The 13,517-nt window shown below is 65.3% G+C and carries 3 protein-coding genes; all 3 read left to right on the top strand.

The window, feature by feature from the left end; translation table 11 throughout:
- Positions 1-45: 45 nt before the first annotated feature.
- Genes J3U87_RS32565 through J3U87_RS32575 form a run of 3 tightly spaced genes read left to right on the top strand, consistent with a single transcriptional unit; the run spans position 46 to position 13,375 of the window.
- A complete protein-coding gene (locus J3U87_RS32565; protein ID WP_237379986.1) occupies positions 46-6,213 on the top strand; it encodes a hybrid non-ribosomal peptide synthetase/type I polyketide synthase in 6,168 nt (2,055 codons plus the stop codon).
- Entirely contained in the window at positions 6,210-9,941 is a 3,732-nt protein-coding gene (locus J3U87_RS32570; protein WP_237379987.1) for a type I polyketide synthase, read from the top strand. Before J3U87_RS32565 ends, J3U87_RS32570 begins: the two co-directional genes overlap by 4 nt.
- Positions 9,938-13,375 (top strand): non-ribosomal peptide synthetase, encoded by a 3,438-nt coding sequence (locus tag J3U87_RS32575; RefSeq protein ID WP_237379989.1) that lies wholly within the window; start codon positions 9,938-9,940, stop codon positions 13,373-13,375. The genes J3U87_RS32570 and J3U87_RS32575 overlap by 4 nt, the downstream gene beginning before the upstream one ends.
- Positions 13,376-13,517 lie beyond the last annotated feature (142 nt).

Consider the following 13,517-nt stretch of genomic DNA (forward strand, 5'->3'; position numbering starts at 1 on the left):
CGCCCGAGGGTTTCTCCCATCGCTCCCCTTCCCGAGGATCCATTCATGACTTCCCAAAACGAGCCAAGCCCCCAAGGAATCGCCATCGTCGCCATGGCCTGCCGCTTTCCCGGCGCTTCCGATCCGGAACGATTCTGGAACAACCTGTCGCGGGGCGAACAGGCGATTCGGCGCTTCGACGAGGCGGAACTTCGCGAGGCCGGTGTCGCCCCCGCGCTGTCCAGCGATCCGAAGTACGTGCCCGCCAAGGGTTATCTGGCCGAGACGAACGCATTCGATGCCGCCCTGTTCGACATGGCGCAGGCCGAGGCCGCAGGCACCGACCCGCAACTCCGGCTGGGTTTGGAACTGGCTTGGGAAGCACTCGAAGGAGCGGGCCACGCTCCGGGCCATCCGCACACGCGAATCGGCGTCTTCGCGGGCACGAACCGAAACACGGGTTGGCGACCGAACACGGCGGCGCCGCAGCTTCCCGGCGATACGGGCACATCCCATCTCGAAAACGCACGACCCGGTTCGAACCTCCTGGCTCAGCGGATTTCCCAGGTTTTGAACCTGCACGGCCCGAGCCTGGACATCCAAGCCGGCAGCGCCACGTCGCTGGTCGCGATTCACTTGGCTTGTCAGGCCCTGTTCACCGGCGATTGCGATATGGCCCTCGCCGGCGGCATCTGCCTGCAATTCCCCGATAAAGCGGGTTACCGCAGCGGTGCCGGCCGCCCCCTCTCCGCGCGAGGAGCCTGTCATCCGTTCGATGCCAGGGCCGACGGCACCGTTCCCGGCGACGGCGCGGGCCTGGTCGCGCTCAAGCGTCTGGAAGATGCGCGCCTGGAGAACGAAACCATCCTCGCGGTCATTCGCGGCTCGGCGGTCAATCACAGCGGGGTTCGGATCTCCAACGGCGGCGAACCCGACATCCAAGCCCAAACCGAGGTCATCGCCGAAGCACTGGCCGTGGCCCAGATCTCGGCCGACTCCATCGGCTACGTCGAATGCCACGGTAGCGGATCACCGGTCCACGATCGCGGAGAAGTCGAAGCCTTGACGCGGGCCTTCCGCTACACCAGCAGACGCCAGGGATATTGCGCCCTGGGTGCGGTCAAGGCCAACTTGGGCCATCTCGGACCGGCGGCGGGCATCGCGGGCCTGATCAAGACGGTGCAAATTCTGAAGCGAGGCCAGATTCCGATCACGCCGGGTTTCGATCGGCCCCATCCGGACATCCCCTTTGCGGCCAGTCCCTTCTTCCTGAACCGCCATCCCTGGGAATGGGTGACGGCCGATGTGCCGCGCCGCGCGGGCGTGAGCGCCTTCGGTCTGGGCGGCACCAATGCCCATCTGGTGTTGGAACAAGCGCCGGCGCCCACCCCTGCCGAAGAGGAGACCGGTCCCTTCTTGTTGGCGATCTCGGCCCATGACGACCAAACCCTGACCCAAAGCCTGGATCGACTCGCCCACCATCTGGGCCGGCCGGCCGAAGAGGGCACAGTCCATCAGACGATGGCCGATATCGCGTTCACCCTGCAGACCGGTCGGGCCGCGCTCCCCAGCCGTGCCGTGCTCGTGACCTATTCCCGCGAGGAAGCGGCGGGTCTGCTCTCCGAGCACGACCGCAAACGGATGCTGCGCAAAACGGCGTCCCGCGCCATGCCGGTAGCCTTCCTGTTCCCCGGCCAGGGCGCCCAATACCCACGCATGGCATCGCAACTCTACCAGACCGAACCGGTCTTCGCCCGCACGCTGGACGCCTGTTTCGAGGGGTTGCGCGATTCGCTGCCACGCGATCCCCATCAAGTGCTGTTCCCGAGGCCGGGCCAGGCGGACCTCGCGGATCTTCTCCACGATACGGAATACACCCAGCCGATTCTATTCTCCGTGGAAATGGCGCTGGCCCACCTATGGCAGTCGTGGGGCGTCAAACCCGATCGCATGATCGGCCACAGCCTGGGCGAATACAGCGCCGCCTGTCTGGCCGGCGTCTGGCATCTCGAGGAGGCCCTGAACCTGGTGGCCCTACGCGGGCGCCTGATGGCCGCCTTGCCACGCGGCGCCATGCTGACGGTGGAGCTCAGCGAAGACGAACTCGGGCCACTCCTCGAGGGTGATCTCGCCCTTGCGGCGGTCAACGGGCCGCATCGCTGTGTGGCCTCCGGACCCGAGGCGGGCATCGAAGCCCTGGCCACGCGCCTCGGCGACCGCAATGTGGGGTACCGGCGCCTGACCACCTCGCACGCCTTCCACTCGCCGACCATGGACCGGATCCTCGACACCTTCCACGCGGAAGTCCTCACCACGAGCATGATGGCCCCCCAAATCCCGTTCATCTCCAACTTGACGGGCACCTGGATTCGCGAGCAGGAGGCGTGCGATCCCATGTACTGGGTGCGCCACTTGCGCCACACCGTGCGCTTCACCGACGGCCTGGCGACGCTGCTCCGCGACGCGCCACGCCTCGCACTGCTGGAGGTGGGCCCGGGCCGGTCCCTGACCTCGTTGGCGGGGCAACACCCTTCACGGGGTGCCGAACACCCGATTCTCGCCTCGCTGCGTCATCCGCAAACCCGCATCGAGGACCGGGAATTCCTGCTCAACTCGTTGGGCAAACTCTGGCTCGCCGGCCTCGAAGTGGACTGGCACGCGGTCCACGCCACGCGTCCGAGGAGACGGGTGTTCCTGCCGACCTATCCGTTTCGACGGCAGCACTTCGCGATGCCGAGTTTCGTGGCCGTCCCCCCGCAAACCGAGGTCTCGCCGACCGTGGTGCAGGACAGGACACGACCCCCAAACAGCACCGTTCCCGCACGGGAGACTTGCCCGACGGACGACCACTCCCATTTCGGTACGGCTCCGCTCCACCCGCTGACCCGAGCCCAGCAGCGCCTCTGGGTGCTCGAGATGCTGGGCAGGGTCGGCACGGCCTACAACATGCCGATCGCCCTGCAACTCAGGGGTGACCTGAACCGCGAGGCCCTGGTCGAAGCACTCCGCGTTCTGACGAACCGCCACGATGTACTGCGCACGCGCTTCACGCAGTCCGAGGACAGACCCGGCCAGATCATTCTCGACCGGCTCGAACCGGACATCGCCACGCGCGATCTTCGGGGCGAAGCTGACCCGATGGCGGCGGCACTGGCCCTCGCGGAACGCGAAGCCCTGCACCGATTCCAATTGGGTCATCCACCGCTTTGGCGCGTCCGGTTGTGGCGGACGGGCGACGAGGACCACCTTCTCTTTCTCAATTTCCACCACATCATCTGCGACGGCTGGTCGGTCCGTATTCTGTTTCGCGAGTGGTCGGCGCTCTACAATGCGTTTCGCGAGGGTCACCCAAACCCCCTGGCCCCGGTCCAAACGAGCTACCGGGAGGCCGTTGCAGATCTTGAGGCCGACCTTCGCGACGATTCGATCCAGGAGTCCCGCGCCTATTGGCACCGGCAGTTGGTCGCACCACTGCCGGTCCTCGAGTTGCCCACCGACAGGCCTCGATCGCGCGAACGCCGATTTAGCGGAGCGACCTACGTTCACGACATCGACGCGCCGAGCTGGCAACGATTCAAGGATCGGGCGGCTCAGGAAGAAGCCACACCCTTCGCGGCATTGCTGGCCCTGGTCGCCACCCTGCTGCACCGCACGTCCCACCAAACCGACATGATCATCGGTTGCCCGGTTTCGGGGCGCGAACAACCCGGCCTGGCCGATGTGATGGGGTTCTTCGTAAACCCACTTCCCATCCGATTGCGAATCCAGCCCCGGTACCCGTTCGAGGCCCTGTTGCGACAGGCCAGTGAGCGGGTGGGCGATGCGCTGGCAAACGGGTCGATGCCCTTCGACACCCTCGTCGAGGAACTCATGGAGACCCGCGACCTGACCCGTTCTCCCCTATTCGACGTCATGGTCCTGATCCAGGAGCCCGAAATCAAGGACCTGAGCCTGGAGGGCTTACAGATCGAGGAACGTGACCTGCCCTGGACCACCAGCAAATTCGACCTGACCTTCTATTTCTTCACGGACGGGCCGAACCTGACCTTGCGGTTGAATTACGATACCGATCTATTCCACAAGTCCCGTATCGCGGCCATGTGTGCGCAACTGGAGCAATTGCTGACGGACGTCACCGCCCATCCCACCAAATCCATCGCCAGGCTGGCCATGCTCCCCGGCGAAGAGCGCAAAAAACTGTTGCGTCACTTCAACGAAACCGGCACCACCTACCCACGGACCCAGACCTTGGTCGACCTGTTCGCGCTGCGCGTGACCGAACAGCCGGGGCGACCGGCGGTGGTCGGCCTCAACGCGAAGGGACGAACCGAATCGTTGTGTTACGACGCCCTGGCCCATCGTGCCCACGGGTTGGCCCACCGGATTCATCGCATCGTGGCACACGAAGCGGAACCGATCGTCGCGTTGCTGACCGATCGTTCGCCCAACGCCGTCGTCGCCATGCTCGCGGTACTCGAGGCCGGGGCCGCCTACATGCCCCTGGACCCCACCTATCCGCCGGATCGACTGTCGTTCATGCTCGATGACAGTCAATGCCGGCTACTGCTGTTCACCCCGGCTCAAGAAGACACCGCGCGACAATTGAAACGACAGCGGCCCGAACTGGATCTGTTGCCGGTCGAAGGCCAGGAAGCGGCCCAGGGGCCGACCCTGACCAACGATTCCGACGCCGCGGCCTACGTGATCTACACTTCGGGCTCCACCGGCACTCCCAAGGGCTGTGTGCTGACCCACCGCAACCTGGTGCGCTTGCTGTGCAACGCCCGCTTCCCCCTCTCGGTCGGGGAAACCGATGTCTGGCTGTGTGCCCACAACTTCAGTTTCGATTTCAGCGTCTGGGAGATTTTCGGCGCCCTGCTGCACGGCGGGCAGGTCGTCTTGGCCCAGCGCGATCAGGTTCTCGATCCCGACCGGTTGCTGGACCTGATCCGGGCCCACCGCGTCACGGTGCTGAGCCAGACACCGGCGGCCTTTCACGGATTGATGACCGCCGAGTTGGACCGCCCCTACGCCGATTTGGACCAGCACCTGCGCTACGTGGTTTTCGGTGGCGACCGGCTCGAACCCGGCGAATTGCGCGCCTGGGTGGGTCGGTACGATCTCGAGCGAATCCAACTCGTCAACATGTACGGTATCACCGAGACCTGCATTCACGTGACGTACGGCCCCTTGTCGCCCCGGCACATCCTCGAGGGACAGGAACCGGGCTACGTGGGCAAGCCCTTGCCGGACACACGGATCTACGTGGTCGACGAGGCCCTGGAGCTCTGCCCCATCGGCGTCCCCGGCGAGATCCTCGTCGCGGGCGGCGGCCTCTGCCGCGGGTATCTCAACCGTCCCAGTCGCAACGCGCGGAGCTTCGTCCCCCTCCCGTTCGCGGGCTACGAGCGCGCCTACCGCAGCGGCGATCGCGGCATGTGGTCTCCGGAGGGTCACCTGATTCACCTGGGACGCATCGACCATCAAGTTCAGGTTCGCGGGTTCCGCATCGAACCGGGCGAAATCGAAGCGGTATTGAACGACCATCCGGACGTTGGTCGCAGCCTGGTGCTGCCCATCTCGGACGGTCACCAGGTCCATGGGCTGCACGCATTCGTGGAACCGCTCACCGAGGGCGAGATCGACACGGGCGAACTCTTCACCTTCATGCACGAACGGCTGCCGGCCCATTTGATCCCCAACCGCCTGGTCGCCATTGCGCAATTTCCCATGACCGCCAACGGGAAAATCGACCGAACGGCGATGACCCGTTCAGCCACCCACCGGACGGCGAAGGCCTCGCGGGAAGCGGGTGCCGCCCAAACCACCTCTCACCGCTTCCGCGCACCGATGGGTCCCCTCGAAACCCGCATCGCGGAAATTTGGATTTCGCTGCTCGAACCGGTACCGGATAATCTGGGAGCAGAGGATCCCTTTTTCGAAGTGGGTGGCAACTCGTTGCTGCTCATGCGCCTGGCATTCGCCCTGAAAGCGGCCTTCGAGGTCGAGCTCTCGGCCGGCGATCTGTTCCTTGCCACGACCATCGCCGCTCAGGCCGCCTTGATCGAGGAACGCCTTCCCGCGCAAACCGGCACCGACGAGAGGACACCCGACGCGGAGACCACCTCCCTGCGTGCGGCCGTCACCCGTCGGGCGACCCAGCAGATTCGAGCCCAGCAGGCCCGTCGCCGAAACCCGTCCCGACGAACCGATCAAGAAACGGAGCCCCCATGACGTCTACCCCTACCTCCACCGAGCCCGCGAGTATCGGGTCCATCGCGATTGTCGGCATGTCCTGTCGCTTGCCCGGAGCGGACGACCTGCACCAATACTGGCGCAACCTGCGCGCCGGCGTCTGCAGTGTGCGGCGCCTGGATCGCGAGACCCTGCGGGGTGCGGGGGTGGCCGAAAGCCGGATCGATGCCGCGAATTACGTCCCGGTTTGGGCGGGCATCGAGGAGCCGGGCGCCTTCGACGCGGGGTTCTTCGGCATCCCACCCAGTGATGCGGAGATGACCGATCCGCAACACCGCCTTTTCCTCGAATGTGCGTGGCACGCCCTGGAAGATGCGGCGCTGGATCCCCGTCGCTCGGAGGGCCGCATCGGCGTTTTCGCCGGCGCGGGATTCTCGACCTACCTGATGCGCAACCTGTGGCAGCATCCGGAATTGACCCGCGACGACGGCCTGTTCCGCATGATGATTCAAAACGGCCCGGAGTTCCTCGCCACTCGGACCGCCTTCAAGTTGGACCTGAAAGGGCCGGCAATCTCGGTGGGCACCTCCTGTTCGACTTCGCTGGCGGCGGTCCACATGGCCTGTCGCAGCCTGCTGGATTACCAATGCGACGCGGCCCTCGCCGGCGGGGTGCGCATCATGGTCCCCCACCACCAAGGCTATCTCCATCACTCCGGTGGGGTGCTGTCTTCCGACGGGAAATGTCGCGCCTTCGATGCGGCCGCAAACGGCACGGTGCCCAGCAGCGGCGCCGGCGTGCTGGTCCTGAAACGGTTGGAAGACGCGCTGGCCGACCGTGATGCGATCTATGCGGTGATCCGCGGTTCGGCGCTCAACAACGACGGCGCCGCCAAAGCCGGGTTCTACGCTCCCTCGGTCGCGGGCCAGGCGGAGGTGATCGCGGAAGCCCATCTTCTGGCCGGCGTGGATGCCGCCGACATCGACTACGTGGAAACCCACGGCACCGGAACGGCCTTGGGCGACCCCATCGAGATCCAGGCCCTGACCCGCGCCTTCAGCCTTGCCGCCAAACCCCTGCGCGGGTGTACGCTCGGCTCGGTGAAGACGAATGTCGGCCACCTGGATACGGCCTCCGGGGCGGCCTCGCTGATCAAGACCGCGTTGATGTTGCACCACGGCGATATCCCGCCGAGCCTCCATTTCGCGACACCCAATCCCCGGATCGACTTCGAAACCGCCAAGCTGCGGGTCAACCGCGAATTGGATGCGTGGCCCGAACGCAACCGACCTCGTCGCGCCGCCGTGAGCGCCTTCGGTGTCGGCGGGACCAACGTCCACCTGGTTTTGGAAGAAGCGCCACGCCCCGTGTCGCTCGAAGGTCGACGCGGGCCCCAGGTTCTGCTGCTCTCCGCGCCCCACCGCGAAACCCTTTCACACCAGGCACACCAACTCGCGGATTACTTGGAGCAGGCGCCCGAAACACCGCTCGCGGACGTGGCCTACACGCTTGCCATGGGCCGCCGCCACTTTGCGCGGCGCCATGCGATCGTGGTCGCCAATACGGCCGAGGCGCTGGCCCGGCTGCGGGCGCCGATCCCCTTCTCGGACCGGGATTCGCATCTCCGCGAGGGGAACGATCATGCCGAAAAGGATCCCTGGGCGATCGCCGAGTCGGTGGCTCGCGATTGGACGGCGGGCGGTGCGCCCGATGCGGCGGCTTTTTCGGGAAGGCGCCTTCACCTGCCGGGTTATCCCTTTCAGCGTCGTACCTATTGGATCGACCCGCCGCCACCGGCGCCGGTCGCCCTGGCGCCGCAATCAGGTCGCGCTCGCGTTGACACGCCGCCGCCGACCAAACGCCGGAACGTCGCAGATTGGTTCTACCTGCCCTCTTGGCGCCAGGCACCGATGCCGCCCACGAGTCGGCGTCTGGATGGCGATGTGGTCCTGTTCGGAGATCGACATCCCCTGGTAGCGGGCCTCGAAACGTCCCTGGTCCAGCGTGGCGCACGGGTGCACCGGGTGCATCGCGCATCCGAATTCGGCACCACCGACGCGGGTGGCTTCCACCTGGACCCCTGCGATCGCGAACAGGTACGCGAACTGTTCGATGCCTTGGACCGTCGCGGCTGCGAACCGACCTGGCTGATTCACGCCTGGCCCGCGCTCGACGCCCCGTCCGACCGGGCATTTCGGTTTCTGCTCCACCTGGCCGCCGTGGTCGCACTCCGACCGCGACCCAGACCCATGTCCCTGCTCACGCTGGGCCGCGGCATGCTCGACCAGAGCGGCGACGATCCCGTGGATCCGCTCGCCGCGACCATGCTGGGTCCCCTGCGGGTGATGCCGCAAGAGTCGCCTCATCTGCGAACCCGCTGTGTGGATCTTCACCCGGACCGCTTCGATCCGAACCAACTGGCGGAACGACTGGCGGCCGAACTGTTCGATCTGGCCGAGGGCGATCCGCCGCTGACCCTGGAAATCGCCTACCGGGGCCGAACCCGTTGGGCCCGGTGCTACCAGCCCTGGGGCACGGGCGAAGCCACGCCAACGAGCCTCGTCCGCCGCGGCGGGGTATACCTGATCACGGGCGGTCTCGGCGAATTGGGCCTGTTCGTCGCCGATCACCTGGCCAGGATCTACGACGCCAGACTGATCCTGACGAGCCGTCATCCCGAAGCGCTGCCATCGCGGCGCGCCGAACAATTGGCGAGCCTGAAGACCCGCTGTTCCGCCTTGATGGTGGCCCAGGCCGATTGCGCCGATCGCGATCAGATGGGCGACCTGATGTCCCGCGTGGAAACGACCTTCGGCGCGCTGAACGGCGTCATTCACGCCGCGGGCATCACCGGCCACGCCGCGTTTCGCCACGCCGCGGAAGTGACGGAGGACGACATCGCCCCCCATTGGCGCGCCAAGGTGAACGGAACCCAGGTGTTGGGGGAACTGTTGGCAGCGCGACAAGCCGCGACGCCGCTCGATTTCGTGATGCTGTTCTCGTCACTCTCCACCGTGCTCGGTGGCATGGGCTTCTCGGTTTACGCCGCCGCCAACGCCTACTTGGACGCTTATGCGTCACAGCGCAATCGCGAGGGTGCCACGCCCTGGATCAGCGTCGCCTGGGACGGTTGGCGTCTGGAACCCACCCCCAAAACCGGACCGGAAGCATTGCTCGCCTACGCGATCGACGGATCGGAAGGCGACAAGGCGTTCGCCTGCACCCTCCAGCGAGAAGTCACACACCTGGTGGTATCGACGGCGAACCTGGATGTGCGCCGGAGCCTCTCGCGCGGCGGAGATCGACCGAAGTCTGCCTCGCCCGCCGGCGCCACGGCTGAACGACACGAGGCCACCTCGACCCTGGCCGAGGTGAAGGCCGCCCCCGCGCGCGGTTCTCACCCGCGGCCACCACTGGACAACGCCTATCAAGCACCCAGCAACGAAATCGAAGCGGCCATCGCCGAGGTATGGCAGGAGCTGTTCGCCATCGAATCGGTCGGCATCGAAGACGGCTTTTTCGATTTGGGTGGCGACTCGGTACTCGCGGCGCGCATCGTGTTCCGCGTCAACGAACGACTCGGCAGCGCCTGCCATGTGGCCGACCTGTTCGAAGCACCCACCGTTTCCGCTCTGGCGGAAAAAATCCTGGCCGACCGACTCGCACGTCTAGATGACGAGGCCCTTGCCGATCTGGTGGCCCAGGTCGAACATGCCGGCGCGTCCCATGCACCGCGCCCCTCTGGAAAGGATTCGCAGACCACATGACACACGACCGCCTCCCCAAAGATCTCGTGAGCCGCATCAAGGCCCTGCCCGAAGACCAGCGTTCGGCCATGCTGGCCAAGTTGATGCGGACCACGGAACCCGCAGCGAACGGGCGGGACCGCCCAGCCGTGAGCAAGGACCTGAACGGGTCCCAGGTAAAAGAGGCCGGCACTGCCGATGCAACCCACGTCAAAGAAGCGCCACTGACTCCCATTCAATCCCGGCTGCTGTTTCTGCAACAGCTCGAAGGGCCGAATGCGGCTTACCACATCCAGTTTGCGTTCGCGTTGCAGGGCCCGCTGGACCCGGCTGCGCTTCACCGCGCGCTGCTGCGGGTCATCGCCCGCCACGAGCCGCTCCGCGCTCGTTTCGACACCCGTGAAGGGCGCCAGGTCCAGCGCATTCTCGCCGATCCGCAGGTCACCTGGCGCGTGAACGACATGGGCGAAATCCCACCGGAACGGCACGAGACCGCAGTGGCCGAGGCCATCGCCAAAGACGAGCTGGACCCTTTCGACTTGACGAAACAGCCGCCCATTCGGGTCACGGTTCTGCGGACGGCGGAAAAGCATCACGTCCTGATCGTCAACGTGCACCACCTGGCTTTCGACGGCTGGTCGGGGAACCTGCTGTTCCAGGAATGGTCCGGTTTCTATCGCGACGAGCTGGGCTTGGCGGCGGCTCATCCCCCGGAGCTGAAGCTGAGTTATTCGGAATTCGCGAGCCATCAACTTCCCAGAAACCATGCGGACGAGGACGGGCTGATCGCCTATTGGCGCGATCGATTGAAAGGCGCGTCCACCCTGTTGGACCTGCCGACCGATCGGCCGTACCCGAACCCGCGGGGCTTCGAGGGCGGCATGGTACGTACCCGACTGTCCGAGACTTTGACACGAGGCCTGACCCGTTTGGCCGCCCGCGAGGGGGCCACCTTGTTCGCCGCACTGTTGGCGAGCTGGGGCGCTTTGTTGCGCCGACTGTGCGGGGCGACCGACGTATTGCTGGCAGTTCCCCACAACGGTCGCGGCGATCGCGCCCACGAAACGCTGATCGGCCCGTTCGTCAACACGCTGGTGGCACGGGTCGATCCCGATCCCCACGAGAGCTTTCGCGCATCGATCCGCCAGGCGCAGGCGACGATGGCCGGCGCCCTGCGCCACGCCGATCTGCCGTTCGAGCGCCTGGTCGAGGCCCTGGACCTGCCGCGCGACATGCGCCACATGCCGCTCGTCCAAGCCGGAATCGTCCTGCAAAACCAACCCGTCGCGCCGCTTTCGCTGCCGGACCTGACCATCACCCGATTACCCGCCGATCAACGGACCGCCAAGTACGACCTCAACCTGATCTGCATCCCCGATGGCAACGAGCTCGACGTCGCCCTGGAATACCACGCCGACTTGTTCGAACGAGAAACCGCATCGCGTTGGTTGGGCTACTGGACCTTCCTGCTCGAAGGGGCTTTCGCCCACCCCGACACCTCCCTGGCCGAGTTACCCTTGGTTCCGTCGGAGATTTTGGCGCAGGTGCACGAAGGCTGGCATCGGACCCGGCTCGATGACCCCGATCCCAGGCCGATTCACGCACTCGTCGCCGAGCGTGCGACGAACCATTCGGATCGACCGGCCCTCGTCTTCGGCGATCACGAGTTGAGCTACGGCGAGCTGAATCGCCGCGCCAACCAGCTCGCAACGCTGCTGCGGACGCGCGGTGCCGGTCCGGAAGCCTTGGTGGGTGTCGCGCTCGAACGCGGGTTCGAGATGGTGATTTCGCTATTGGCGGTGTTGAAAACGGGTGCGGCCTATCTGCCGTTGGATCCGAATTCCCCCCACGAGCGGTTGGTTCAGGTGATACGCGACGCGCGTCCCCTCTTGGTCGTGACCCAGGGTTCCCACGAGCGTTGCCTTCCCCCCGGTGAATGCGACATGTTGTCCCTGGATCGGGTGCCAAACCCGCAGGAAACCCCGGAAGCCCAACCGCCTCGCGACGAGGTTCATCCCGACATGCCCGCCTATGTGATCTACACCTCGGGCTCTACGGGAACACCCGAAGGCGTGGTCGTGACCCATGGCGCCATCCGCAATCGCCTGCGCTGGATGCAGGATTATTTCGGGCTACGGGTCGGTGAGCGAGTGCTCTTGAAAACCCCGTTCACCTTCGACGTTTCGGTTGGGGAATTCTTTTGGCCCTTGACGGTCGGAAGCACCCTGGTCATCGCGAAACCCTTGAGTCACTACGAACCGGATTACCTGGCCGATCTCATCGTCGCTCATCGGGTCACCACGGCCCATTTCGTGCCCTCGATGCTGTCGGTCCTGCTGGATCAAGTGGAGTTGAATCCCAGGTCCGACTTCCCGCTCCAGCGCATGATCTGCAGCGGCGAAGTGTTGCCGGCGGCCTTGGCGTCGCGCTTCCACCGGGTCCTGAACGCGGCGCTCTACAATCTCTATGGCCTCACGGAGACCACCATCTACGTCAGCGCCTGGAAGTGCCGACCCGGCGCCTCCGAGGACCGGGTCCCGATCGGGTACCCAATCGACAACGTTCAGCTCCACGTGACCGACCAGGGACTGCGCCGGCAGCCGCCCGACGTAGCCGGCGAGCTGGTAATCGGCGGGGTCGGCCTGGCTCGTGGGTACGCGGGTCACCCCCGCCAGACCGCGATTTCTTTCGTGCCCGATCCCTTTTCCGAGGAAGCCGGCGCACGCCTGTACCGCACGGGTGACCTGGTTCGCCGTAGCGAGGACGGCAGGCTTCATTTCCTGGGACGCATCGACCGGCAAATCAAGATCCGCGGTTATCGCGTCGAGCCGGCCGAAATCGAATCGGCCCTGCTGCACCACCCGGTCGTGGCCGAGGCCGCGGTCGTGCCGGCCCTGGACCGCCAGAACATTCCCTCACTCGTCGCCTGGCTGCGCCTGGTGCCCGGCCTGACCGCCGCACCCTATCGCGTCGACGATTTGCGGACCTGGCTTGCCGAGCGATTGCCGGAATACATGGTGCCCGCCTACCTGCTCCAGCGCGAGCACATGCCGTTGACCGCGAGCGGCAAGTTGGACCGCCAGACGCTGTCCGAATCGGCCGCCAAGACGATTCGCAACCCCCCCGGCCAAAAGACCAACATCGCGCCCCAGGGTCCCTACGAAACGGCGGTCGCGGAGATTTGGTGCGACATTCTCCAAATCGATCGGGTCGATGCCACCGACCACTTTTTCCGCATCGGTGGGCATTCCCTGCTGGCCGCCACCGTACTGAATCGGTTGGGCAAACGCTTCGGAGTCCGCCTCCCGGTTCGGACCTTGTTCGAGGCCCCGGTTCTTCGCGCCTTCGCCCGAAAAATCGAGACGGCACAGAAAGGTCCCCACCAACGCCACCAGCAGACCGACTCCACTTCAGACGAAAAGAATTCCCCTAAACGAGAATCAGGATTACTCTAGAAAAACATCAAATCGAAAGGAATTTCACTGTTTCACCAATATTTCATCAGTTAACTTTGGTTTATTCCATATGTCGATCTCTCTTCACCTCACCCCCGCTCACCGAATCTCGATGCCTTAAGGCCGGAAGGAAGGTGCTCGC

Source organism: Sulfidibacter corallicola, assembly GCF_017498545.1.
Classification (GTDB): domain Bacteria; phylum Acidobacteriota; class Holophagae; order Acanthopleuribacterales; family Acanthopleuribacteraceae; genus Sulfidibacter; species Sulfidibacter corallicola.

What these genes read in the sequence shown, in the direction of transcription:
- J3U87_RS32575 (WP_237379989.1), top strand. Translation starts at nt 9,938, where the DNA reads ATGACACACGACCGCCTCCCCAAAGATCTCGTGAGCCGCATCAAGGCC.
- J3U87_RS32570 (WP_237379987.1), top strand. Translation starts at nt 6,210, where the DNA reads ATGACGTCTACCCCTACCTCCACCGAGCCCGCGAGTATCGGGTCCATC.
- J3U87_RS32565 (WP_237379986.1), top strand. Translation starts at nt 46, where the DNA reads ATGACTTCCCAAAACGAGCCAAGCCCCCAAGGAATCGCCATCGTCGCC.